This window comes from Rhodococcus sp. 06-156-4, assembly GCF_002259345.1.
Taxonomy (GTDB): Bacteria; Actinomycetota; Actinomycetes; order Mycobacteriales; family Mycobacteriaceae; genus Rhodococcoides; species Rhodococcoides fascians_E.
The window spans coordinates 1-24,110 of the sequence record NZ_NPGB01000036.1 but is presented as its reverse complement, the minus strand read 5'-3'; the positions used below and the strand labels follow the sequence as shown (position 1 = coordinate 24,110).

Here is a 24,110-nt window from a genome sequence, read left to right as displayed (position 1 = left end):
GCCACTAGACTGTTCCGGTGACCGCATCGCAGCAGCCTGATCCCGCCCTGCCTCGGCCCGTTCTCGTAGTCGACTTCGGTGCCCAGTACGCCCAGCTCATCGCGCGTCGTGTGCGTGAGGCGAACGTGTATTCCGAGGTGATCTCGCATACCGCGACCGTCGAGGAGATTGCAGCCAAGAACCCGGTTGCACTCGTTCTGTCCGGCGGGCCGTCGAGTGTGTACGCCGAGGGCGCGCCTGCTCTCGACGCGAAGGTGTTCGATCTCGATCTTCCGGTCTTCGGTATCTGCTACGGCTTCCAGGCGATGGCGCAGGCACTCGGCGGAACCGTCGCGCACACGGGGACTCGTGAGTACGGCCGGACGCAGCTGTCCGTCGATGGCGGTGTCCTGCACGACGGTCTTCCTGCGACGCAGCCGGTGTGGATGAGTCACGGTGATGCTGTGACGGAGGCTCCGGAAGGGTTCACGGTCACGGCGACGAGCGCCGGCGCTCCCGTGGCTGCGTTCGAGAACGCCGAGCGCAGGCTCGCCGGTGTCCAGTACCACCCCGAGGTGCTGCATTCGCCGCACGGTCAGCAGGTCCTCGGTCGGTTCCTGCACGAGACAGCCGGAATCAAGGCGGAGTGGACGGCGGCCAACATCGCCGACGCATTGATCGAGCAGATCCAGGAGCAGGTCGGGCCGGACGGTCACGCCATCTGCGGACTGTCCGGGGGTGTGGATTCCGCGGTTGCGGCAACCTTGGTGCAGCGTGCGATCGGTGACCGTCTGACGTGTGTGTTCGTCGACCACGGTCTGCTGCGAGAGGGCGAGCGGGAGCAGGTCCAGCAGGACTTCGTCGCGTCGACCGGCGCCAAGCTGGTCACCGTCGATGCGGTCGACACGTTCCTCGGTGCCCTCGACGGCGTCTCCGATCCCGAGGAGAAGCGCAAGATCATCGGCCGCGAATTCATTCGTAGCTTCGAGGGTGCTGTCGCTGAGGTGTTGGGTGACAACGCTGCTCAGGGTGCGGAGGTTCAGTTCTTGGTGCAGGGCACGCTGTACCCGGACGTGGTCGAGTCCGGTGGGGGATCCGGCACCGCCAACATCAAGAGCCACCACAACGTCGGCGGTCTGCCGGACGATCTGCAGTTCGACCTCGTCGAGCCTCTTCGTACCTTGTTCAAGGACGAGGTCCGGGCAGTGGGCCGCGAGTTGGGTCTTCCCGAGGAAATCGTCGGCCGCCAGCCCTTCCCCGGGCCCGGTCTGGCCATTCGCATCGTCGGCGAGATCACGCGAGACCGATTGGCCACGTTGCGCCAGGCCGATTCGATCGTCCGTGAGGAACTGACCGCGGCGGGCTTGGATCAGCAGATCTGGCAGTGCCCCGTGGTCCTGCTCGCGGATGTGCGCAGCGTCGGCGTTCAGGGTGACGGCCGGACGTACGGCCATCCCATCGTCTTGCGCCCGGTATCGAGCGAGGATGCGATGACGGCGGACTGGACGAGGTTGCCGTACGAGGTGTTGGAAACCATTTCGACCCGGGTGACCAACGAGGTTCCGGAGGTCAACCGAGTCGTTCTCGACGTGACGAGCAAGCCGCCGGGCACCATCGAGTGGGAGTGAGAATTCTCTAGTTCTTCTTCCCGCCCCGGCCTGGGGCGAGGAGAAGGGCCAGTCCGACGACGATCGCCGCGACGACGAAGACCCAGCGGAACTGAACGTTGCCGAGGGACTCGAGGGCCGAGGACCCGATCAGAGCGCTGACGCTGACCAGCAGGGCCACGAGTCCGGAGAGAAACAGCAACGCCGAGGGTCGGGTGCGCGCGTTTCGTTCTTCGGCCGTGTCGGTGTCACTGTCTCCGTACTCGCTGCTATTCATGGATGATCTCCAAGTTTCCGAGACGGACATCTCCGTCGATGGTGAGAACAGGGGCGTCCTCGGCTGCGTCGGTGCCGCGCTGCAGGCCACCGGATCCGCAGGCAGCCGATCCCATGACTGCCACGCAGGTCGGGTCGATTGTCATCGTCGACGGTACCCAGATGGTCGCGTTTCCTCCGGTGACATCGATTGCGACAGTTCGGTTGTCGGTGAGGGCGAGGCCGCGCAAGTCGAGCTGGAGGTCACCGCCGGCGATGCTGTACGACGGTTGGAGTTGCGCGACCGTCGTCGGCCGTGCATCGACCGACCCGCTGGTTGCGCCGTCGAAGTTCACCGGTCCCACGATGGATGCGAGGATCACGAAACCGAGTACAGGGAATGCGACGACCAGCAGGCCGTACCCCTTGCGTAGGAATGCGCCGAGGATCAGTCCGACGGCGAGGACACCGAGAGCTACGGCCCCGATGCGTGCGGGGGAGAGCCACTCCGACCCCGTTGCCGCCGCGATGCCGCCGGTGACGGCTGCGGCGAGCAGGGCCAACCCGATGAAACTCGACGTCCACCGTGAGCGCCGCTTCTTCGGAGTGGTCGACGCCGGAAGGTGAACAGTCGTCGGTTCGGGTAGGTCCCAGGCGAAGGGGGCGACGCCCAACGGATCCCACGACGGTGGTGTCGGGCCGGTGGTCGTGTCCGTCGTCGGCTGGGCCGGCGCCGCGGACTCGTATTTGTTCAGGTTCACCTCGGAACCCGTCGACCGGTCGGTGGGTGGGGGTGTGGACGGAACGTACGTCGTGGGCAGTGTCGTGTACGGCGAGTACGCGGGAGGTGTGTAGCCCGCGGGTCGATAGTTGGGCGGGCGGTAGTTGGCACCTGCCCACGGCGTCGGGGTGTACGGCGTGTTGAACGAGATCGGGAAATCCTGTTGCGCGTAGACCTGTGCACCGCCGGGCAGGAACTCGGGTGGTTGCGGCTGCCTCTGGTGCAGTAGCCACAGTCCGGCGAGAAGCGCGACCATGCTGATGGCGCCGGATCCGCCCAATCCGACACCGACGGGACCCAGGGTGGAGACCGCGATGATCAGCGCCACGATCAGGACCACGATCTTGGTGTTGGATTCCGAGCTGGTGCCTCTGCCCATCAGCGACTCGGCGGGAGAGGCTGCATCTCCTGCCTTGCTGAAGAGCAGCCAGGCGGCGAGGTACAGGACGATGCCTGCTCCGCCGAAGATGGTGCCGACGACGAGCGCGACGCGAACGAGGACGGGATCGACGCCGTAGCGGTAGCCGATGCCGGCGGCGACACCCGCGACATGGCCACGCTGTGGCAACCGATACGGGCGCGTACGCCACATCTGCTGTAGCTGTTCGGAGACGGCCAAGTTGCTCATGGAACCATCGTGGCCCGTCGGGTGCACGGAGACCATCGGGGATCGCCCTGATGTTTTCCCTACCTTCACGCACGAGTTGCAGGAATGTTCTCGGCATCCCACGGCTTGCTACTTCGAGAACGACCATTCGCATCACGAAGGAGAAACGCGTGAAGATCGGAATCATCGGGGCCGGGCTCATCGGCGGCACCCTGACCCGCAAGCTGGCCGAACTCGGACACGACGTGCGCGTGTCGAATTCGCGTGCACCGGAGACGTTGGCCGAGTTGGCTGCCGACACCGGCGCCGAGGCAGTGTGGAGCAAGGACGCAGCCGCCGACGCCGATCTCGTTATCGTGAGCATTCCACAGAAGAACACCCCGGACCTGGCGTCGGACATTCTCGATGCGGCCAAGCCAGGCGCGCCGATCATCGAGACCAACAACTACTACCCGCAGCAGCGCGACGGCCTGATCGCCGAGATCGAGAACGGCAAGCCCGAAAGCGTGTGGGTTGCCGAGCATTTCGGTGATCGATCGTCGGATGTGTTCAAGGTGTTCAACGGAATCTGGTGGAAGCATCTTCTCGAGAAGGGCGTTCCCGCCGGAACCGACGCTGCGTCCACCCGGACGAGAATCGCGCTTCCCGTCGCGGGTGCCGACGGGCCGGGCAAGAAGCTCGTCTTCGACGTCGTCGACGCTCTGGGATTCGAGCCGGTGGACGCCGGCACGCTCGAAGAATCGTGGCGTCAGCAGCCTGGTACGCCGGTGTACGGCAAGGACTACGACGCCGACGCCACGAAGAAGGCTCTTGCCGAGGCGACCGCCGACAGAACCGAGGAGTGGCGCGCGACTCTGTCCTGACATCGGTCCGGTGCGGAAATCAGGGGAGACCCTGATGCGGGTGCGGCTCGATTCGTGCCAGGATCGATGACGTGCTCCCTGTCGATGCCGCGTCCTCGTCCCCGGGCGCCGAGCCGGTGAAGTTCTACCGGCGCGGCGGCGGAAGGATCGTGGGCGGAGTCGCAGGTGGACTCTCCGACCATCTGGGTGTCGACGTCTTCAAGGTCCGAGTCGCGTTTGCGTTGCTCGCCGTCATGGCGGGCGCCGGAATCTTCGCCTACGGGTTGCTGTGGGTGTTCACCCCGGCAGGTGACGACGTGGACCGGCCGAGTTCGGCCGAGCGCCAGCGGGCATTGGGTCTCGCGGCGCTCGGCCTCGGGCTCGCGGCCGGCTTGGCGTGGCTGCTGAACGGCACGGCGGCGTCGGTACTCGTTCCTGTCGTCGTGGTGATCGTCGGTGCGGCGCTCGTATGGCGGGAGTTCGACTCCGAAGGTCCGAGGTCTCTGCTCGGGATGCCGAAGAAGCCGACCGTCCTCAGCTGGGCTCGCGTCGTCGGCGGCGCGACGTTGATCATTCTCGGACTCTGCGTCGTGGTGCTGGCCAGGGTGGACATCGCGTCGATCAGGTCCTCGTTGCTCGCGGTCATCGTGACACTGGTCGGGGCCGGTCTGCTGACGGTCCCGGTCTGGTTGCGTCTGTGGCGCACCTTGAACGCCGAGCGGTCGGCTCGTATTCGGAACGACGAGCGCGAGGAGATCGCCTCCCATCTGCACGATTCCGTGCTGCAGACGCTGGCGCTCATCCAGAAACAGTCGGACCAGCCGCAGGAAGTGATGCGTCTGGCCCGTGGGCAGGAGCGAGAGCTGCGGAAGTGGCTGTTCGAGGGCGGGGACACCGATCATTCGTCCCTGTCCGAAGCGCTGAAGACCATCGCAGGCGAGGTCGAGGATCAGCACGGCGTCACGGTTCGGCCGATCACAGTCGGCGACGTGCAACTCTCGGCCGAGAACTCCGACTCCGGGCTTCCACGTGAGCACTTCACCGCTTTGCTCGGCGCGACGCGGGAAGCGCTCGTCAACGCAGCCAAGCACTCCGGCGAGACCAACATCGACCTCTTCGCCGAGACCGAGGCGGACAAGGTGACGGTCTTCGTGCGCGATCGCGGCAGCGGTTTCGACGAGAACCTGGTGCCGACGGATCGGCAAGGACTCGCCAAATCCATCCACGGCAGAATCGAACGTCGAGGTGGTCAGGTGTCGGTACGCTCCACCGTGGGCAGAGGAACCGAAGTGCGCATCCTGATGCCCCGGCACGATTCGGCTCCCGACAGGCAGATTCATGTTGCCGACCACATCACATCCCCTGAATCGCAGACGTCCGAACAACCACTACCGCAGGAGCAGCCCCGGTGACCGACACCTTCCGTGTCTTTCTCGTCGACGACCATGCAGTGTTCCGCTCCGGAGTCAGAGCCGAACTGGCGCGCGAAGGCGATATCGAGGTGGTCGGTGAGGCAGGCGGGGTTGCCGACGCGGTAGCGGGAATCGACTCGACCAAGCCCGACGTGGTCCTCTTGGACGTGCACATGCCCGACGGCGGTGGTGTGGCGGTACTCGGACGTATATCGTCCGGTCCGGTGTGTCTGGCGTTGTCGGTGTCCGACGCAGCCGAGGACGTCATCGCCGTGATCCGAGCCGGTGCACGCGGTTACGTCACCAAGACCATTTCAGGAGCCGAACTGGCCGACGGCGTGCGGCGGGTGGCAGGCGGGGACGCGGTGTTCTCGCCTCGACTCGCCGGGTTCGTTCTCGACTCCTTCACCGGCAATTCGGCCGTTCCGGAGCCGCCGCTGGATCCGGAGCTGGATTCGCTGACACCGCGCGAACTCGAAGTGTTGAGGTTGTTGGCGCGCGGTTACACGTATCGAGAGATCGCGGAGGATCTGTTCATCTCGGTCAAGACCGTAGAGACCCACGCGTCGAACGTGCTGCGGAAGACACAGCAATCCAATCGCAACGCCCTGACCAGGTGGGCCCACAAGCGTCGGATCGATTGACGGCTGGATGCAGGAATAGACTTTCGGAGACTGTCGGATCGACCTTCGGTGCCACTAGCGTCGAGGTCATGAAGGACAAGAGCGAATCGGTGCTGTGGCTTCCCACCGCCGACCGGGTGTTTCTGGCGGTGGTCGCGCCCGCGGTCGGTGGCGCCGTCGGATTCTTTCTCCCACGCTGGGCACCGTGGGCAGCGTCGCAGAAGTGGATCCCGTTCCAGGGAGTGTTCGAGTTCGTTGCTTCGTGGTCGCACTGGTGGGTGCAGTATCTGACCACCGGGATCGGTGTCGCACTGGGAGCCGCGTTCGTCGCCTTCGCATTTCACGACAGTCTCCGCGTCGTCGTCTCCGCGTCGGGCCTGCGTCTGACCGAGGAAGGCCGGACGACGTCGGTCGCTCGGGCCGATGCGTCGACGGTGTTCGTCGACGGCAAGGAACTCGTCGTCCTCGACGCGGCGTCGCGTCAGGTCGTTCGCGCACCGATCGAGGAGAAGGAACCCGCGGTGGAGCGTGTGTTCGTCGAACACGGCTACTCCTTCGTGGAGGGCGATCCGTACGAAAGCCTGTATCAGCGTTGGATTCCGGGATCGCCGACGCTTCCCGCCGAGGTCGACGCCGTGATGCGCGCCCGAGAAATGGCGTTGCAGAAGAAGTCTCGCGAGGATGCGTCCGAGCTACGTGAGGCGCTGGACCGGTTGGGAATCGTTGTTCGTGAACGCAAGAGCACGCAGTACTGGCGACCGCTGGTGCGCGGATGACCGTGTCGCGTCGGCGTACCGGCGATCTCGGCGCAATGGCGTTCTCGCTGTTCATCGCAGCAATGGTCGTCTTCGACGGGGTGACCGCCGCCGATTTCTCGAACTTGCGTGTGGCGACCGCGGTTGCGATCGGCGTCGTCGCGACTGCATTGCTGTGGTGGCGTCGGCGCCGGCCGGTCGGTATCGCGCTCGTGCTCGCAGCCTTGACGGTGTTCTCCGACGCTGCGGGCGGCGCGGAGTTGGTGGCGATCTACACCGTGGCATCGATGCGAACGTGGAGGGTCACCGCGGCGATCGTTGCGCTGCATCTCGTGGCTTCGCTGGTGTACGCACGCTTCTTCTCGGTCGGTGACTCGGTGGTGTCGACGGGAATTCTGAGCTTGGCGCTGCTCAGTATCCCGATGGCGTGGGGTGCGATCGTCAAGGCGCGGCGAGAGGTCATCGATTCGCTTCGCGAGCGCGCCGAACGAGCGGAGGCTGCGGCGGCGGACCGGGCAGATCGGGTTCGTGGCCAGGAACGTGAGCGGATTGCCAGAGAGATGCACGATGCCCTGGCACACCGGATTTCGATGGTGAGTTTGCATGCCGGTGCGCTCGAGGTGCGGTCCGACGCCGATGCAGCCGACATCGAGAAGATCGCGGGAACCATCAGAACCAGTGCGCACGGTGCGTTGAACGATCTCCGGGAAATCCTGGGCGTACTGCGATCCGACGAGGATTCACCACCGATGAAACCGGGATCGTCGATCGATGACGTACCGGCGCTGATCGACGAGGTTCGCGCAGCCGGAGTCGTGGTCGATTTCGACAGTCGGTTGGACGCGGGCGGCGTTCCTGCGACCATGGGGCGTAACGTCTTTCGTGTCGTTCAGGAGGGCCTGACCAACGCCCGCAAGCATGCGGCGGGCTCTGCAGTGCAGGTGTCGATTCGGCCGGAAGGAGAGGGGATGCTCGTGTCGGTGTCCAACGCGCTGGGCGGGCGCGACTCGGTCGTGCCGGGTTCTCGCACGGGGCTGATCGGTCTGTCCGAGCGGCTGTCCTTGGCCGGCGGTCGGCTCGAACACGGGGTGAAGACCGTCGACGGGTCGGTCGGATACGTACTGGAAGCATGGTTGCCGTGGCCGAGGTGATCGATGTTCTCCTCGTCGACGACGACGCTCTGGTCCGATCGGGTTTGTCGATGATTCTGCAGTCCGACAGTTCGATTCGGGTGGTCGGTGAGGCCGCGGACGGCGCGAGCGGTGTCGACGCGGCTCGACGGCTCGAGCCGGACGTGGTTCTGATGGACATACGAATGCCCGTCATGGACGGTCTGGCCGCAACCGAGATGCTCAGGACTAGCACGGGAGGTCCGGCGATCCTGGTGCTCACGACATTCGACACCGACGAGTACCTCCTTCGAGCACTTCGGCTGGGCGCCAACGGCTTCCTGCTGAAGGACACTCCTCCGCGGGACATCATCGAGGCCGTCAAGCGAGTGCAGGACGGTGAGTCGATGCTGTCGCCGTCGGCCGTCGGAACACTCGTGTCGGCCTGGCGCGAGCAGGATCGACGCACGGCCGGGGCCGACGATGTACTGGACGTGCTGACCGATCGGGAACGTGAAGTGGCAATCGCGGTGGCGCAGGGATTGTCGAATGCCGAGATCAGCGGGTCGCTCTTCATGAGTGTCGCGACCGTCAAGACCTACGTGTCGAGAGTGTTGGCCAAGCTCGGATGCACCAACCGAGTGCAGATCGCCATTGCCGTGTTCGAGAGTCGATAGCTCTCCGGCCTCGGTCGTTCGCCGAGCGTTCTCGCGCAGTTCTTCCGATTCCTGGACGGAGATTCAGAGGAGGACGATCAGCAGCACCACCATCAGTAGGACGACAGCCACTCCCACGCCCAGAATCACCGCAGGCGGGATGTCGACCTTGTCTCCCACGGCGTCGTCGACTGCATCGAGCACCTTGTCCAACGGATTCTTCTTCTTGGGCACGTCGAACGGGGGCGGGGCGTAGGGCTTGGGTGTGGTGTCCGAGAGCCCGGTCGAGCGCACTGCGGGAAGCCCTGCGACAGTGTTGCCGAATTCGCGTGACGGGCGGCGGGTTTCCGCGACGGGCGTGGATCGGTGTGCCCATCCCGGAACGACGCCGTCCGATGTGGTGAGTGGAACACCGCGAAGCGACGCAATGGATCCTTTGCTGCTGACCGCGCTCCGGATGATCTCGTCTCTGGCCTGTGCCATGGTCGGCCTGCGAGACGGGTCCGGCTCGAGCATGTGCAGCAACGCCGGGGTGAGATCTCCTGATCTGCTGGGCGAGATGATCTGGCCGCGAGCGACTCGGTGCAGCAGTGCGATGGAGTCCTCGTCGATGTCGAACGGCGGTCTGCCCTCGATCGCGGTGTACAGCGTCGCGCCGAGGGAGAAGACGTCGCTTGCCTCGGTCGGATCCTGTCCGCGTGCGACCTCGGGAGCGAAGTAGGCGGGAGTTCCGGTGATGACGCTCGAATCCGACTCCTCCACATCACCTTTCGCACGCGAGATCCCGAAGTCGCTGATCTTGACGATCCCGAGCGTCCGGCCACGGTCGGCGATGAGGATGTTGCCCGGTTTGATGTCGCGGTGGACGATACCTGCCTCGTGTGCCTCGGTGAGCGCGTCGGCAACCTGGGCGCCCACCTGCGCTACCTCGTACGGTGGCAGCGTCTCGGCGATGTTCAGTGCCTGCGCCAGCGACCGTGACGGCATGTACTCCATGACGAGCCACGGTTCTCCGTCCTCGATCGCGACGTCGTGCATGGCGATGGCATGTGGGCTGGACAGCCGCGCGGCGATCCGTCCCTCACGCATGGCGCGATTACGGACTTCGCGCGCGGCCTTCTCGCTCAGGTCGATCGTCGAGGTGACCTGTTTGACGGCAACTTTTCTTCCCATCAGCGTGTCCTGCGCAAGCCACACGGCACCCATTCCGCCACCGCCGAGCTTGTAGGCGAGGCGGTATCTGCCGGCGAGGAGATAATCGGGTCCGACGACCCGTGCGGTGCGTTGCTGCTCGGTCACGCCCACAGGTTAGTTGACAGTGAGCATCGCTGCCCGCGACGTCCGGCGTGACGCGCCGCCCCGGCCGTCACCAGCCGGTTCGTCGCTGCCTTGACGGAGGTCGCCGGAACGGCTTAACTTGGGGGTGTTCGAAAGTCTGTTCGAAGGCGGGACTTCCCCATCGTCTTCGGAAGAGGGCCGAGTTCCACGATTCCATCACCATGGGGAGGTAAGCATGTCTGTTTCCGCCGACTCTCGGCACGGTATCTCCCGCGACAACAGAGTTGCTCGTGACGGCAGTGTTGCTCGTGACGGCAGTGTTGCTCGTGACGGCAGTGTTGCTCGTGACGGCGGTGTTGCGCTGGAGAGCATGTCGTTGCCGGAGAGGGTGGAACATCTTCGGCGACGCATGGCCGCTGTGCCGTCCAAGGGCGAAACACGCTCGGTCGCCCGTCCCTCGGTTCCACGGTCGAGTGCCCCTGTGTCGGCCGAGCCATCGGCGCCCGACAACCGCCTCGAACAGCAGAAAAGCACACGCGCACCTGCAAAAGAGGTGTTGAGTGTCCCGGAGGCGCTTGCGGCTGTCCTCCCTCACGGAGGCCTGGTTCGAGGGTCGGTGACCGCAGTGTCCGGCGCGGGTTCTCTGATGCTCGGCATGGTTGCGTCGGTCACGGCTGCAGGCGGTCACGTGGCAGTGGTCGGTCAACCGCGCTTCGGGTTGCTCGCAGCGTCCGAGATGGGAGCGCAGTTGCACAGACTGGCCATGGTTCCCGATCCGGGAGAGGACCCGGTGGAAGTGGCCGCGATCCTGCTCGACGGAGTGGACCTGGTCGTGCTCGGTCTCGGTGGTAGGTCGGTGCCGCCGTCGCGAGCACGTGCCGTCGTTGCACGCGCTCGAAGCAAGGGTGCGTCGCTTCTGGTGACGGACGGGCACTGGGACGGGGTGGATCTGCGGCTCGATGCGTCCGTGGCCGGCGTCGACGGTGTCGGAACCGGAGACGGTGCAGGCCGCGGGCGGCTTCGTGGTCTCCGGTTGGAAGTGCGCGCGCAGGGGAAGGCGATGCGCACTCGTTCCACTCGATTCGACCTACGTTCCGAGCGCGGCCGCGTCGAGTGGTTCGAGGTCCCGTCCATTGCGGCCGTCGGTGCCGACAGAGTGGCGGTGCTGGCATGAAATGGGAACAGGCATGAGCCGGGTGCTGGCGCTGTGGTGCCCGGACTGGCCCGCGGTCGCGGCTGCTGCCGTCGCCGATCTTCCGGCGACCAGCCCGGTGGCGGTGGTGTCCGCCAATCGTGTGATCGCATGTTCGGCACCTGCCCGCGCACACGGTGTACGGCGGGGTCTACGCAAACGTGAGGCCCAGGCTCGCTGTCCCGATGTGCATGTGGTGACTGCTGATTCGGATCGCGACGGCCGGATGTTCGAGCCGGTCGCCGCAGCCGTCGACATGGTTGCGCCGGGTGTGGAGGTACTGCGGCCGGGGTTGCTGATCCTCGGTGCCCGAGGTGTCAGCAGGTACTTCGGATCCGAGCACAACGCAGCCGAGCGGTTGATAGATCAGGCGGCCGCGGCCGGCGTCGAATGTCAGATAGGGATCGCCGACGAGTTGTCGACGGCGGTCATCGCAGCCAGGCATGCCGTGATCGTTCCCCGGGGCGGCGGGGCTCGTTATCTCGCCCCGCTGCCGGTGTCGGAACTGGCGGCAGAACCCAGTCTGGCCGCGGCGGACAGGGAAGAGCTGATCGATCTCCTACGACGTCTGGGTCTGCGCACCATCGGTGATTTCGCGGCCCTCACTCCCGGTGATGTGGCGTCCCGTTTCGGGACCGACGCCGTGCTCGCCCATCGGAGCGCGAGGGGTGAGGCGGAGCGTCCACCGTCGGCTCGCGCCCTGCCACCGGACCTGAACGTGGAGTACCAGTGCGATCCGCCGATCGATCGCGTGGATGCAGCGGCCTTCGCGGGCAGGGGGATGGCGGAGAAACTGCACACGAAGTTGGCGGCCGCTGCCGTTGCCTGTACTCGACTGCTCGTCCATGCATCCACCGGCAACGGCGAGAACCTCTCGCGAACATGGCGATGCGCCGAGCCTCTGACCCCGGAAGGAACCGCAGACCGCGTGCGGTGGCAACTCGACGGCTGGCTCACCGGGCGTAGCGTCGCCAAACCGACGTCGGGCATCACGATGCTGCGATTGGAACCGGTCGAGGTGGTCGCAGCCGGTGAGCTCCAACTCGGCCTCTGGGGAAGCGTCGGCGACGAGGAGGAACGCGCCAGACGCGCCCTTGTCCGTGTGCAGGGACTTCTCGGCGGCGACTCGGTGAAGATCGGCGTGCTGAGCGGGGGGCGTGGCCCCGGCGACCGGGTGACTCTGCGCAGTCTGGGCGACGAGTTGGTGCCCCTGTCGGATCCTGCTGCTCCCTGGCCCGGCCGGCTCCCGGCGCCCGCACCGGCAGCAGTGATGGACACGTCTCCTCGGGTGACGCTGGAGGACGCGAATGGCAACGACGTGCACGTCGGCATGCGCGGAAGTTTCGACACCCGCCCGGCCACACTGCGGTGGGGGAGCAAGGCGTGGCCACTACGAGGATGGGCCGGACCATGGCCGATCGACGAACGCTGGTGGGATCCCACCGTGGGTACACAGGGCGCGCGCGTTCAAGTGCTGGTCGAAGAAACCCGTGCCCTGCTGCTTCTCTACGGCGACGACGGGTGGCGAGTGGAAGGTATCTACGAATGATCCGCGGTGAGGATCTACCATCAGTGCATGAGACTGTCGAAGCGAGATGTTCCCTTGATCGCCAGTGCAGCGCTTTTCGTTGTCTCGCAAGCGAATATCGTTCGGCTGCTCGGTCCGGCCGGGCCCCGCGTCCTCGAAGTGCAGACGGCGTGGTCGGCACGACGATATCGAGAGATTCTCGAGAAGATGGACTCTCGAGAGACCGCGCGTTTTCGAAGCCACTACTACCCGGATTTCGTCCACCCTGCGATCTACGCCGTCGCGCTTCGTGCCGGTGCCGAGCGGTTGGGTGAACTGACGCCGATACCGCCCGCCACCGCACGTGTGCTTGCGCTCGCTCCTGTCCTCTCGGCAGCAGGAGATTACGTCGAGAACATCGTCGGCCTGCACCTGCTGGATCGGCCCGATCACATCACCGATTCGGTCGTGCGAGCCACCTCGGCCGTCAGTATCGCCAAATGGACTCTGGCGCTGGGATCTCTGGGGTATCTGACCGCCGGCTTCGGTTCGGTGCTGGTGCGCTCGATACGCAGGTGATCGGCACCGGTCTCGTCACCAGTTGGCTCCGGGAACCAGCCTTCCGAGTCGCCTCGCCAGCTTGCCGACCCGCGCCGATGCGCTGGACGCGTCGTAGGTCGAGGTCGGAGGTACAGGGATCGGCTGAGATTCGCCCTGGTCTTCCGTCACTTCGCCTTTGGCCGCAGCCGAATCGGGGAACCGCCGGTAGAACTGATGCATCGTCCGGTCCTTGCCCTTCGGCGTGAAGATGCTGCCGAACTGACCGAGAGTGCCGAGTGGAGTGTCGATGCGCTTCGGCCTGTCGGTCAACGCCCTGATCACCATTGCCGCGGCTTTCTCCGGTGACACCACCGGGCCGACGTTCTTGTCGCCGGTGGGTGTGATCATCGGCGTCGCAACGAGCGGCATATGGATGGTCGTGAACGTTATTCCGTCGGACAGAGTTTCGGCTGCAGCCACGTCGGAGAACGCGTCGAGAGCGGCCTTGCTCGCCACGTACGCGGAGAAACGTGGTGTGTGGCCCTGCACTGCCGCGCTACTGACGTTCACGACATGGCCGAAGCGGCGCTCACGCATGTGCGGAAGTAGCGCCAACACGAGTCGGACGGCACCGAAGTAGTTGACGGCCATCGTTCTTTCGTAATCGTGCAGTCTGTCCGTCGATCGGTAGAGCGAACGCCGGATGGATCGCCCGGCGTTGTTGACGAGCATGTCCACGTGCCCGTGCTCACCGAGAATGGCCTTGACCGTCTGCTCCACCGACTCGGTGTCCGTGACGTCGCAGGGATACCCGTACGCGTCCCCGCCGGAGGAACGGATGTCCGCAACAACGCTTTCCAGCTGCTCGGCGCCGCGCGCCAGCAGAAGAACCGTTGCGCCCTTGCGCGCTGCGGACACGGCGCTCGCCTGTCCGATTCCAGAGGAACCCCCGGTGATGACGATGTGACGGCCGACCAGCGGTCCGCGTGGATCCTGCTTGCGCGCGCGGTCCGGGTCGAGGTTGCGCTGCCAGTGCGTCCACAGTTTGTCTGCATAGGACTTCAACGGCGGCGGAACGAGTCCGTTCAGCGCAGTCTGGGTGGCAGTGGACGTGAACACCGTCGGAAGCGTCAGATGATCGAGCATGACGGGTGGAACACCGAACCGTGTGAGCACGGCGTCGCGACCGTTCTTGACCACCCTCGTCCGCGGCGAGACGACAGGAGCAGCAACCGCCCCCGGTATCCCCACGACCTTGGCCTTCGAACCCGCGGCCGCGCCGAACGCGGAATACACCTCGACCATCGACTGAGGCTCGGGGTTGACGAGATGGAACACCCTCTGACCCAGAGGATTCCGCACGATCAGATCGACGATGGCAGTGGCAACGTAGTCCACCGGTACCAGATTGGTCGCACCGATATCAGGCACCGTGACAGGCAGGATCGACGGTAACTTGGCAAGTTCGGCGAAGAACGGAAAGAAGAAGTACGGCCCGTCGATCTTGTCGATCGCGCCGGTCTCGGAATGGCCGACAACCGCGGACGGCCTGTACACGCGCCAATCGGTAGCCGAATCGCGGACGATCGCCTCCGCCTCGAACTTGGTCCGGTGATACGCCGTCGGGAATCCCTGGCCCTTGTCGAAATCGTTCTCGGTGAACGTCCCCACATGGTCACCGGCAATTGCGATCGACGACACGTGGTGCAACCTCGCCCCCGTCGCCACCGCCAGATCGACCACGGCTCGGGTGCCGTCCACATTCGCCCCGGACTGCTCATCACCGGCGGTCAGGTCGTACACCGCGCCGAGATGAACGATGTGATCGACATCCGACGGCACCTCCTTCACCCCGAGCCCCGGTTCGGTGAGGTCTCCCACGAGCGGATGAACCCTGTCGTCACCGGGCAGCCCGGCGACCTGCTGTTCGAGCTTGGCAACCGACTGTTGCCGAACCAGAACATGCACCTCCGCAGCCGAATCGCGCTCCAGTATCAGGGGCAGCACATTCTGCCCGAGAAAACCCGTACCGCCGGTAACGATGTACTTCGCCATCCCTCGAACTTACTTGATAGTAAGTTCCTCGGCCACCCTTGATTTCGGACCGAACGTCACATTGGGTCACTAGAGGTGACCGAACGTCACGTTCGGTCCACGAAGACAGGGATGCGGCGAGGTCAGTGACCGATACCGACTTTTTCGTGCACTTTCTTCATCCATGCAGGCGCCCACCAGTTGACTTCGCCCATCAGTTTCACCAGTGACGGGACGAGCAGCATTCTGATGATGGTGGCGTCGACGATCAAGGCGAGGATCATTCCGACGCCGAGGAATCTCATGATCGACAGATCGGAGATGGTGAATGCGCCGGTTACGACGATGAGGATGAGGGCGGCGGCGGTGACGATGCGTCCTGTCCGTTGTGCGCCGACGGTCACTGCTTCTTCCGTCGTGGCGCCGCCGGCTCTTGCTTCTACCATTCGGGACATCAGGAAGACCTCGTAGTCGGTGGACAGGCCGAAGACGACGGCGAGGATGAGGACGACGAATGTCGCTTCGAGTGGTGCCGGGGTGACGCCGAGCAGTTCGGCGCCGTGTCCTTCCTGGAAGACCCAGGTCAACACACCGAAGGTGGCTCCGAGGCTCAGCCCTGCCATCAGGACCGCTTTGATGGGGAGAACGATCGAGCCGAAGGCGAGGAACAACAGGATGAGCGTCGAGACGACCATGATCGCGATCATCGCCGGCAGCCACTTGGCGATCGCTGCGTTGCCGTCGTCGACGAGAGCTCTCGAGCCTCCGACGAGGATCTCGGTTCCCTCCGGCGGTGTCATCTGTCGCAGGGAAGCGACGGCGTCACTGGTCGATTCGACTTCGCTCTTGCCTTCACTGGGTTCGCTGAATGTTGCTTGGACGACGACGAAGTCGTCCGCGGACCCGGTGAACTGGACCCGGGCAATTCCGTCGACGGCTTCTGCTTGGCGGGTGATGTCTGCGATCGGGGCGCCCTGGGGTTTCTGCCCGTCGGTGCCGCGGAGAACTACGGTGGCACCTTCGCCCGTGGTCGGGAATTCGGAGTTCAGTGTCTCGACGGCGACGCGAGCCTGATCGTTCTGAGGCAGTGCGGTGTAGTCGACTTCTCCCAGCGTGACCTTGAGAATCGGCGCTGAGAGCACGAGCAGTGCGGCGACGATGACTACAGCGACGATTCCGGGAGTGCGCATCACCCGGGTGACGACGGCTCCCCAGAACTTCTGTGCGCGCGCGTCGCCGCGGTCGGATGCGCTACGGCTCCAGGTGAGCGAGTTGATGCGATGACCGAGTATCGCGAGCAGGGCAGGAACAGCCGTCAGCGACAGGATTGCCGCGCTGGCGACGGCGGCCATGGCCCCGAATCCGAGCGATTTGACGACCGGTTGCGGAAACACGAGCATTCCCGCGAATGCGCAGATCAGCAGCAGCCCCGAGAAGACGATGGTTCGGCCTGCGGTCAGCACGGTGCGAACTGCGGAGTTCTGCGGGTCGACGCCTGCGCGCATCTCCTCTCGAAATCTACTGACGATGAACAGTCCGTAGTCGATGGCGAGGCCGAGCCCGAGAAGTGAGGCGACGTTGATGGAGAACGAGCTGACTTCGGTGACCACCGTCAGCGCCCGCAGAATTGCCAGTGCGCTGATGACGCTGAGGATGCCCACGAACACCGGCACCGCGGCCGCGACCACGCCGCCGAAGATGAAGATCAACAGCACCAGGGTGATGGGGATCGCGATCGCCTCGGATCGCACGAGGTCGCTCTGCAGCGTGGTGCTGAAGGACACTCCTACCACCGATCCGCCGGCGAACTGCGAAGTCACGCCGGGGACGACGAGTTTCGGCGGCAGGTCGCCGAACGTCGAGAACGTGACGCCTGACTTGGGGCCGAGGGTGACGGTCGCGAGCGCCTTGGTGCCGTCGTTGGACAGGAGGAACTGCTTGGCTGCGGCGTTCGCCGTCCAATAGGACGTGACGTTCTCGACAGAGTATTCGTTCTGGAACTCGTCGAGCACGGCTGTGACATCGGGTGCGATGTCGTCGATCGTCTTGCCTTCGGGTGCGGTGTAGATGGCGACGATGTCCGGTGTCGGTTGCCCGAGGCCGGCGACGAGTGTGCTGACTTCGGCGGCCTCGCTTCCCGGGTCGATGAAGCCGCCTTCGCTGAGCTTGGAGAACACGCCGATTCCCCATACCCCGCTGAGGGCCACCGCCACGATGGCGATGGTGAGCACCCAGCGTTTACGGGAAACGACGAACGAAGCCCAACGTGTCACGTTCTCACTCCAGCTCTCTAGTTACATGCGATCGCAGAGCGAGCCTAGTGGCTGGAGACGACACGTTGATTTCTGTCGGTGCCGTGCGCTCTAATAGAACACACGTTCGAACGGTGTCTCCCCCTCTGTTCGACCGTGCTGTTCGAGTTCTCGATGAACGAGGGGATGGTCATGGGCTGGAACGATGGTCCACCGACGTGGTCGGAGATGGAGCGGGTGCTGTCGGGGCGTCCTGCGCGGCCGGACAAGCCCGAGATCGTCGGCGACGGCGGGGACAGTCCTGCCTGGTCGCGTAAACGTGCGGCGTACGAAGGGTCGGTCACTTCGGCACCCGTGACAGGAACTCCGTATGCGGAGTTGCATGCGCATTCCGCGTTCAGTTTCCTCGACGGGGCGAGCCAGCCGGAAACGATGGTGGAGGAGGCCGCGAGGCTCGGGCTGGAGTCGATCGCCCTCACCGATCACGACGGTCTCTACGGGGTCGTGAGGTTCGCCGAGGCCGCCAAGGCGCTGGGTGTGGGGACTGTCTTCGGTGCCGAACTGTCGCTGGGAACGGACAAGTCGCGGGCAGGTGAGCTCGACCCGGACGGTACGCATCTTCTCGTGCTCGCTCGCGGTCAGGAGGGGTATCGCAGACTGTCGAGGGAGATCGCGGCGGCGCATCTGGCCGGTGGCGTCAAGGGAAAGCCTCGGTACGACTTCGACGCGTTGTCCGATGCCGCGGGTGGGCATTGGCAGATCCTCACCGGGTGCAGAAAGGGGCACGTGCGGCGTGCCCTGCGCGACGGCGGGCGGGACGCGATGGATGCTGCCGTCCGGGACCTGGTCGACAGATTCGGCGCCGACCGTGTCACCGTCGAGCTCACTCATCACGGATTGCCGGAGGACGACGAGCGCAACGACGCGCTGTTCGACGCCGCCGCCCGCTTCCGCCTTCCGGTGATCGCCACGACTGCGGCCCATTACGCGACGCCGGAGAACCGCCGTCTTGCCATGGCGATGGCTGCGGTGCGCGCCAGAAGCAGCTTGGACGAGGCATCGGGATGGCTCGCACCGACCGGTGGTACCCATCTTCGGTCCGGTGCGGAGATGGCTGCGCTGTTCCGACATCATCCCGGCGTGGTCGACGCCGCAGCCCGGCTCGGTCGTGAGTGTGCGTTCGATCTTCACTTGATCGCGCCGAAGCTTCCGCCGTTCGATGTGCCTCCCGGACATACCGAGATCAGTCACCTGCGTGATCTCGCGCTGCGTGGTGCGCGCCTCAGGTACGGCTCGCCGACGGAACATCCTGCGGCGCACGCTCAGATCGAGTACGAACTGGACATCATCGAGCGGTTGGGTTTTCCCGGGTACTTTCTCGTCGTCCACGACATCGTGAAATTCTGCAAGGACAACGACATTCTGTGCCAGGGGCGGGGTTCGGCAGCGAACTCCGCCGTCTGTTATGCCATCGGCATCACCAACGTGGACCCTGTTGCCAACAAGCTGCTCTTCGAGCGATTCCTCGCGCCCGAGCGGGACGGTCCACCCGATATCGACGTCGACATCGAATCGGACAGGCGTGAGGAAGCTATTCAGCACGTCTACTCCAAGTACGGGCGCACGTATGCCGCGCAGGTCGCGAACGTGATCACCTATCGAGGTAAATCCTCGGTGCGTGACATGGCTCGCGCGTTGGGATTCTCTCAGGGGCAACAGGATGCGTGGAGCAAGCAGGTCACCCGTTGGTCCAACATCGGTGACCAGGAGGGAAGCGACATACCTGCTCCGGTACTGGATCTGGCGCGGCAGATCGAAGGGTTTCCGCGTCATCTCGGTATTCACTCGGGCGGCATGGTGATCTGCGATCGCCCCATTGCGGACGTGTGTCCGGTGGAGTGGGCGACGATGGCCGACCGCAGTGTTCTCCAGTGGGACAAGGACGATTGCGCTGCGGTGGGTTTGGTCAAGTTCGACATGCTGGGACTCGGGATGTTGTCGGCCCTGCATTACATGATCGATCTGATCGACGAGCACAAAGGCATCCGGATCGACCTCGCGGAGATCGATCTGAGCGAGAAGGCTGTCTACGACATGCTGCAGCGAGCGGATTCGATCGGCGTGTTCCAGGTGGAGTCGCGCGCGCAGATGGCGACGTTGCCTCGCCTGAAGCCGAGTGAGTTCTACGACTTGGTCGTGGAAGTGGCACTGATCAGGCCGGGGCCCATTCAGGGTGGATCCGTTCACCCGTACATCAAGCGCCGCAACGGGCTCGAACCGGTCACGTTCGATCATCCGTCGTTGAAGAAGGCTCTGGATCGGACGCTCGGAGTTCCGCTGTTCCAGGAACAGCTCATGCAGATGGCGATCGATGTCGCGGGTTTCAGCGCTGCGGATGCCGATCAACTCCGCCGAGCCATGGGTTCCAAACGGTCCCCGGAGCGCATGAACGAACTGCGCGGAAAGTTCTACGACGGTATGCGTGAGCTGCACGGAATCGTCGGGGATGCGGCCGATCGTATCTACGAGAAACTGTCCGCCTTCGCCAACTTCGGTTTTCCCGAGAGTCATTCGCAGAGTTTTGCATCGCTCGTGTTCTATTCGTCGTGGTTCAAACTGCACCATCCGGCAGCGTTCTGCGCGGGACTGCTGCGGGCACAGCCGATGGGCTTCTACTCCCCGCAGTCGTTGGTCGCCGATGCACGGCGTCACGGTGTGCAGGTGCACGGACCGGATGTCAACGCCAGCTCCTGGTACGCGGACTTGTGCGGTGGTGGACTCGAGATTCGTATGGGTCTGGCCGATGTTCGTCACATCGGTCAGGCGCTCGCGGAGAAGATCGTCGAAGCTCGGGTACTGGGGGGCCCGTACACCTCGTTCCTCGATCTGACCGGACGTGTGGAGCTGTCCACCGCCCAGGCCGAATCGTTGGCGACAGCAGGCGCTCTCGGCTGTTTCGGGACCACTCGTCGCCAAGCGTTGTGGGCTGCCGGCGCTGCGGCAGGGGAGCGGCCGCATCTGCTTCCCGGTCTCGGGGCGTCGACCCACGCGCCCGTGCTTCCCGGTATGAGCGATCTCGATCTGGCGTCCGCGGACGTATGGGCAACGGGGGTATCACCGAATTCGTATCCCACTCAGTTCTTTCGAGATCGACTCGACCGCCTCGGGGTGGTTCCGGCGCATCGGCTGTTGGCGATTCCCGATGGGGACCGGGTGCTCGTCGGGGGAGCGGTGACGCATCGTCAACGGCCTGCGACAGCGGGCGGAGTCACGTTCGTCAATCTGGAGGACGAGACGGGAATGGTCAATGTCGTGTGTTCGGTCGGACTGTGGGCGAAGTATCGAAAGCTTGCGCTCACCGCTCCTGCATTGCTGATCCGAGGCAAGGTGCAGAACGCCGAAGGGGCCGCCACCGTGGTGGCGGATCATCTGCAACTGCTGGATCTGCGGGTGCAATCCAAGTCGAGGGATTTCCGGTGAACCCCGCGCATCGTCCGATCCGGATTCCCCGCCCGCGACAGCCGAGCGTGCACACTGGAGCACGTGAAACTTCTGTTGCTGGCAGACACTCATGTGCCGAAGCGGGCGAGGGCACTGCCCCAGCAAGTCTGGGATGCCGTCCGAGATGCGGATGTCGTCGTCCACGCCGGCGACTGGGTCGAGGTCGACCTGTTCGACGCGCTGCAGGCCGCGTCGACACGGTTGATCGCATGCTGGGGGAACAACGACGGCGAAGACTTACGCGCACGCATGCCCGAGCGGGCAGACGTCGCACTCGACGGCGTCCGACTCACCGTCGTCCACGAGACAGGTCAGGCCACCGGACGTGAGAAACGCATGGCGGCGGCCTATCCCGACACGGATGTACTCGTGTTCGGGCACAGTCACATTCCGTGGGACACCACGGCCGACAACGGGCTGCGCCTGCTCAATCCAGGATCTCCCACCGACCGCCGTCGGCAACCGTTTTGTACGTTCATGACCGCCGACATCGAGGATTCGACGCTCGGAAACGTTCGCCTGCATCGAATCGAACGGTAGTGGCGTCGATCAGGAGTGCGACGCCTCCGACTGGACGCGGGCCTGATCGACCAGATCGTGGACCAGTCGGATGATCACGTCCATGTCGGTCATGACACCCGCGCGAAGCTCGTCCTGCTCCTCGGGGGACAGTGCGGGCGGGTCGTCCGAGTCCAGCGCCATCACGGTGTCGATCTTCGCTCGCAGCGTCTGCAACGGTTCCATCAACTCCTCGCCGGCGTCGGTGACGAGCTTGTTCTGCCGGCGGCCGGAGACGGTGAGCGCGGCGAGCATCTCGTTGTAGCTGGTGGCCAGCGATGCGAGTTCGTCGTCTCCGCTGACGACGATGGGTTCCAAGTCGCCGGTGCGCGCCACCTGCTCGGTGGCGTTGCGCAGACGTTTGACCGGTCTCAGCCCTGTTCGAGCCACCGCCGAACCGGCGATTCCGGCCAGGGCGACCAGGAATGCTCCGATCATCACGAGAGCGAGCGTCAGCTTCCCCAGCAGTGGATCGTTGGACTCGAGCGACTCGGCGACCATGACGGTTTCGCCGGTGGTCGTCCGCTCGGCCGCGACCATGTATCCGCGCACCTCGCGGAGGGAATCAGGCGCCGTCCCGTCGACGACTGCCTGCTCCTGGGAGTCGAGCACACCCGCCGAGTTCGTGAACGGCTTGGACTCGGTGTTGAACGTGACGAGTTCCCCGGTCGACGAGACCAGAGCTACCTTGATCGCGGGGCCATCGGGGCTGCTGACGCCGAAACCGTACGCGTTCGGCGGGACGCCCAACTGTGCTCCGGTGATGAGTGCTTTGGCGTTGCGAGACACTCGGTCACCGAGCTGATCACGAAGAGCCTGGTCCGCGACGACGTAGATGGCGAGCGCACTGACCGCGACGGCGAGAGCCGCAACACTGATCGTGAGGACACGGATGCGGCCGTGCAGCGTCAACGCTGTGGGGCGATGGGCTGCGCGGGGGATCACTGGACGAGTATGACCGTGACTGCTGAGAGCGTTCTGAGAAACGGGATTACTCGGTCGGTGACGCGTGGAAATGCGTTGGGCGACCGTGTTGTCGATGTAGTACTCTGGCGATCTTCGCGCATGCGGAGTAGTCCACGTACTCGGCGTGGTGAAAGAATCGTGACTCCCACATGGCATCAGAAGTGCACGAAAGCCTGTCCGGTGAACCGGAATCCGTCCGTCGCACCGTCGCCGCGATAGCGAACCTGCTCCTCGGCGCCTCGCGTACGGCCACCACAGCAGACGCATTCGTCTCGACCTCACTGGGAGTGTCGAGCGACGACGTCGTCTGCGCCACCGAACTCCTCACGGTCTCCACGCGTCCGGCAGTGGCTGCGATCCTCGCGGACGCGATGTCGACATGGAACCCTCCGGTAGGTCCCGCAGAGGATTCGTGTCCTCCGACGTGGGAGCGAACGGAAATCGACGGCACGTCGATCTCGCTGCCCAAGGAACTTGCCGTGTTCTTCGTCGGTGGCTCGTTCGCACCGATCGACGTCGTGGTGTGCCTGAGGGAAGCGTCGTTCATGAACGACGAATTCGAGCTTCGTATCTACACCCGCACGGTCGACGCCGAGGCGGGCAGGGTACTGCTCGCGCAGACGATGACCGCGGCGCGCGGTCCTCGAAACTTTTTCCGAGGGCGTGTTCTTCAGGCGACCGCGACACCTGTGCTCGGCCTGTCGATCGTCGACCTTCCCCGTCAGGACCGCTCGAATCTGGTGTTGCCAGCCGAAGTGTGGAACGAACTGGACACCAATATCGCTGCAGTGACCACTCGCGCCGACCTGATGCGTCAGCTCGGCCTCGGCACCAGCCGAGGAGTGCTTCTGACCGGTCCTCCCGGTGTGGGCAAGAGTGCCGTCAGCCGTGTCGTGGCCGGGGAGCTGATGGGAGACGCCACCGTCATCATCGTCGACGCCCTCGCTGGATCTCGTGCGCTGAGGTCCATCTACGAGGAGACCAGATATCTCGGACGCACCGTCGTCATCCTCGAGGATCTCGATCTGATCATCGGCACGAGGGGAAGCGGGGGTCGGGACGAGCCGTTGGCGGAGTTTCTGACCGTCCTCGACGGCACCCGGCAGTACCACGACGTTCTGACCATCGCGTCGACCAACGATCCGAAGTCTCTCGATTCCGCGGCAACGCGGTCGGCTCGGTTCGATGCGATCATCGAGATCGACTACCCGGACACCGCCGCGACAGCCGAGATCCTGCGTCGGATACTGACGTCGATACCCGGCGCCGACGCTGTGGACTGCCATGCCGTGGCGCGGTCTTTCGCTACTGCGGTCTCCGGGGCGGATGTGCGAGAAACCGTGCGACGCGCAGTGCTGGAACACGGAACTGCTGTGACCACCCAGGTGCTGCTCCGCACCATCGCCGACGGACGCTGGCGCGCAGCCGAATTGACGGGGCAGTACCTTTGATTCGTCGCTGCCGGTTCAGTCGCCCGAATGCTCATCGTCGCCGGTGGCCAGTGGTTCTCGACGCGCCTTCTCGAGGACTTCGGTGGTGTGTCCGCCGTGGGCACCCGGTCCGACGTGGGCTTCGGCGCGGAGGCGTTCGACCATGTGCGGGTAGTGCAGTTCGAACGCGGGACGCTCGGAACGGATCCGGGGCAGTTCGGTGAAG

Annotated in this window: 19 protein-coding genes and 1 pseudogene; 13 read left to right on the top strand and 7 right to left on the bottom strand. The window is 64.7% G+C overall.

Features of this window, described 5'->3' with window-relative positions; translation table 11 throughout:
* The first annotated feature begins 17 nt into the window (after positions 1-17).
* Entirely contained in the window at positions 18-1,607 is a 1,590-nt protein-coding gene (gene guaA, locus CH290_RS24985; protein WP_020111133.1) for a glutamine-hydrolyzing GMP synthase, read from the top strand.
* Positions 1,608-1,614: 7 nt separating this feature from the next.
* Here the strand turns inward: guaA and CH290_RS24980 are convergent, their stop codons facing one another.
* Both CH290_RS24980 and CH290_RS24975 read right to left on the bottom strand, forming a co-directional pair.
* Positions 1,615-1,863 (bottom strand): hypothetical protein, encoded by a 249-nt coding sequence (locus CH290_RS24980; RefSeq protein WP_033189921.1) that lies wholly within the window; start codon positions 1,861-1,863, stop codon positions 1,615-1,617.
* Positions 1,856-3,286, bottom strand: a complete 1,431-nt coding sequence (locus CH290_RS24975; RefSeq protein WP_080748763.1) for a PspC domain-containing protein — start codon at positions 3,284-3,286, stop codon at positions 1,856-1,858. Before CH290_RS24975 ends, CH290_RS24980 begins: the two co-directional genes overlap by 8 nt.
* Before the next feature lie 14 nt (positions 3,287-3,300).
* On the opposite strand from CH290_RS24975, the gene CH290_RS24970 reads away from it, so the two are divergent.
* The 6 genes from CH290_RS24970 (at position 3,301) to CH290_RS24945 (ending at position 8,647) form a co-directional block, all read left to right on the top strand.
* On the top strand, positions 3,301-4,092 hold the full coding sequence (locus tag CH290_RS24970) for an NADPH-dependent F420 reductase (protein WP_254924971.1): 792 nt from the start codon (positions 3,301-3,303) through the stop codon (positions 4,090-4,092).
* 71 nt (positions 4,093-4,163) lie between these two features.
* Positions 4,164-5,483, top strand: a complete 1,320-nt coding sequence (locus CH290_RS24965; RefSeq protein WP_033189924.1) for an ATP-binding protein — start codon at positions 4,164-4,166, stop codon at positions 5,481-5,483.
* On the top strand, positions 5,480-6,127 hold the full coding sequence (locus tag CH290_RS24960) for a response regulator (RefSeq protein WP_019663621.1): 648 nt from the start codon (positions 5,480-5,482) through the stop codon (positions 6,125-6,127). The genes CH290_RS24965 and CH290_RS24960 overlap by 4 nt, the downstream gene beginning before the upstream one ends.
* Positions 6,128-6,195: 68 nt before the next feature.
* Positions 6,196-6,882 (top strand): YqeB family protein, encoded by a 687-nt coding sequence (locus CH290_RS24955; protein ID WP_033189925.1) that lies wholly within the window; start codon positions 6,196-6,198, stop codon positions 6,880-6,882.
* Positions 6,879-8,012, top strand: coding sequence for a sensor histidine kinase (locus CH290_RS24950; protein WP_019663623.1), 1,134 nt, complete (start codon positions 6,879-6,881; stop codon positions 8,010-8,012). The genes CH290_RS24955 and CH290_RS24950 overlap by 4 nt, the downstream gene beginning before the upstream one ends.
* Positions 7,991-8,647, top strand: a complete 657-nt coding sequence (locus CH290_RS24945) for a response regulator (protein WP_019663624.1) — start codon at positions 7,991-7,993, stop codon at positions 8,645-8,647. Before CH290_RS24950 ends, CH290_RS24945 begins: the two co-directional genes overlap by 22 nt.
* A 63-nt stretch (positions 8,648-8,710) precedes the next feature.
* On the opposite strand, the gene CH290_RS24940 is transcribed toward CH290_RS24945, so the two are convergent.
* Positions 8,711-9,931: a serine/threonine-protein kinase gene (locus CH290_RS24940; protein WP_019663625.1), complete on the bottom strand. Its 1,221-nt coding sequence runs from the start codon at positions 9,929-9,931 to the stop codon at positions 8,711-8,713.
* 343 nt (positions 9,932-10,274) lie between these two features.
* Here CH290_RS24940 and imuA' point away from each other — a divergent pair, with 343 nt between their 5' ends.
* The 3 genes from imuA' to CH290_RS24925 are packed head-to-tail and all read left to right on the top strand — an operon-like array spanning position 10,275 to position 13,182.
* Complete coding sequence (imuA', locus tag CH290_RS24935; RefSeq protein ID WP_230621037.1) at positions 10,275-11,078, top strand: DnaE2-dependent mutagenesis accessory factor ImuA'; 804 nt, start codon at positions 10,275-10,277, stop codon at positions 11,076-11,078.
* 13 nt (positions 11,079-11,091) lie between these two features.
* Positions 11,092-12,645 (top strand): DNA polymerase Y family protein, encoded by a 1,554-nt coding sequence (locus tag CH290_RS24930; RefSeq protein ID WP_033189999.1) that lies wholly within the window; start codon positions 11,092-11,094, stop codon positions 12,643-12,645.
* A gap of 27 nt (positions 12,646-12,672) precedes the next feature.
* Entirely contained in the window at positions 12,673-13,182 is a 510-nt protein-coding gene (locus CH290_RS24925; RefSeq protein WP_019663628.1) for a hypothetical protein, read from the top strand.
* 15 nt (positions 13,183-13,197) lie between these two features.
* Here the strand turns inward: CH290_RS24925 and CH290_RS24920 are convergent, their stop codons facing one another.
* Together CH290_RS24920 and CH290_RS24915 are read right to left on the bottom strand one after the other, a co-directional pair.
* Positions 13,198-15,198, bottom strand: a complete 2,001-nt coding sequence (locus tag CH290_RS24920; RefSeq protein WP_019663629.1) for an SDR family oxidoreductase — start codon at positions 15,196-15,198, stop codon at positions 13,198-13,200.
* A 122-nt stretch (positions 15,199-15,320) separates the two neighbouring features.
* The gene (locus CH290_RS24915) at positions 15,321-17,450 is read right to left on the bottom strand and encodes an MMPL family transporter (protein ID WP_033189926.1); all 2,130 of its coding nucleotides are present in this window, start codon (positions 17,448-17,450) and stop codon (positions 15,321-15,323) included.
* A gap of 171 nt (positions 17,451-17,621) precedes the next feature.
* On the opposite strand from CH290_RS24915, the gene CH290_RS24910 reads away from it, so the two are divergent.
* Both CH290_RS24910 and CH290_RS24905 read left to right on the top strand, forming a co-directional pair.
* Entirely contained in the window at positions 17,622-20,909 is a 3,288-nt protein-coding gene (locus CH290_RS24910; protein ID WP_052083219.1) for an error-prone DNA polymerase, read from the top strand.
* Positions 20,910-20,972: 63 nt separating this feature from the next.
* Positions 20,973-21,470 (top strand): metallophosphoesterase family protein, encoded by a 498-nt coding sequence (locus CH290_RS24905; RefSeq protein ID WP_019663632.1) that lies wholly within the window; start codon positions 20,973-20,975, stop codon positions 21,468-21,470.
* 9 nt (positions 21,471-21,479) lie between these two features.
* On the opposite strand, the gene CH290_RS24900 is transcribed toward CH290_RS24905, so the two are convergent.
* Positions 21,480-22,433: a HAMP domain-containing protein gene (locus CH290_RS24900; RefSeq protein ID WP_019663633.1), complete on the bottom strand. Its 954-nt coding sequence runs from the start codon at positions 22,431-22,433 to the stop codon at positions 21,480-21,482.
* A gap of 170 nt (positions 22,434-22,603) precedes the next feature.
* Here CH290_RS24900 and CH290_RS24895 point away from each other — a divergent pair, with 170 nt between their 5' ends.
* Positions 22,604-23,905, top strand: a complete 1,302-nt coding sequence (locus CH290_RS24895; RefSeq protein ID WP_230621034.1) for an ATP-binding protein — start codon at positions 22,604-22,606, stop codon at positions 23,903-23,905.
* A 15-nt stretch (positions 23,906-23,920) separates the two neighbouring features.
* On the opposite strand, the pseudogene CH290_RS24890 reads toward CH290_RS24895, so the two are convergent.
* Positions 23,921-24,110, bottom strand: a pseudogene (locus CH290_RS24890) (cytochrome ubiquinol oxidase subunit I); the annotation flags it as partial.

Excerpts from the sequence above, each read along its gene's own strand:
- CH290_RS24980 (WP_033189921.1), bottom strand. The coding sequence starts at position 1,863 with ATGAATAGCAGCGAGTACGGAGACAGTGACACCGACACGGCCGAAGAA.
- CH290_RS24975 (WP_080748763.1), bottom strand. The coding sequence starts at position 3,286 with ATGGTCTCCGTGCACCCGACGGGCCACGATGGTTCCATGAGCAACTTG.
- CH290_RS24970 (WP_254924971.1), top strand. The coding sequence starts at position 3,301 with ATGTTTTCCCTACCTTCACGCACGAGTTGCAGGAATGTTCTCGGCATC.
- CH290_RS24955 (WP_033189925.1), top strand. The coding sequence starts at position 6,196 with ATGAAGGACAAGAGCGAATCGGTGCTGTGGCTTCCCACCGCCGACCGG.
- CH290_RS24950 (WP_019663623.1), top strand. The coding sequence starts at position 6,879 with ATGACCGTGTCGCGTCGGCGTACCGGCGATCTCGGCGCAATGGCGTTC.
- CH290_RS24945 (WP_019663624.1), top strand. The coding sequence starts at position 7,991 with ATGGTTGCCGTGGCCGAGGTGATCGATGTTCTCCTCGTCGACGACGAC.
- imuA' (WP_230621037.1), top strand. The coding sequence starts at position 10,275 with ATGTCGTTGCCGGAGAGGGTGGAACATCTTCGGCGACGCATGGCCGCT.
- CH290_RS24930 (WP_033189999.1), top strand. The coding sequence starts at position 11,092 with ATGAGCCGGGTGCTGGCGCTGTGGTGCCCGGACTGGCCCGCGGTCGCG.
- CH290_RS24925 (WP_019663628.1), top strand. The coding sequence starts at position 12,673 with ATGAGACTGTCGAAGCGAGATGTTCCCTTGATCGCCAGTGCAGCGCTT.
- CH290_RS24920 (WP_019663629.1), bottom strand. The coding sequence starts at position 15,198 with ATGGCGAAGTACATCGTTACCGGCGGTACGGGTTTTCTCGGGCAGAAT.
- CH290_RS24910 (WP_052083219.1), top strand. The coding sequence starts at position 17,622 with ATGGGCTGGAACGATGGTCCACCGACGTGGTCGGAGATGGAGCGGGTG.
- CH290_RS24895 (WP_230621034.1), top strand. The coding sequence starts at position 22,604 with ATGGCATCAGAAGTGCACGAAAGCCTGTCCGGTGAACCGGAATCCGTC.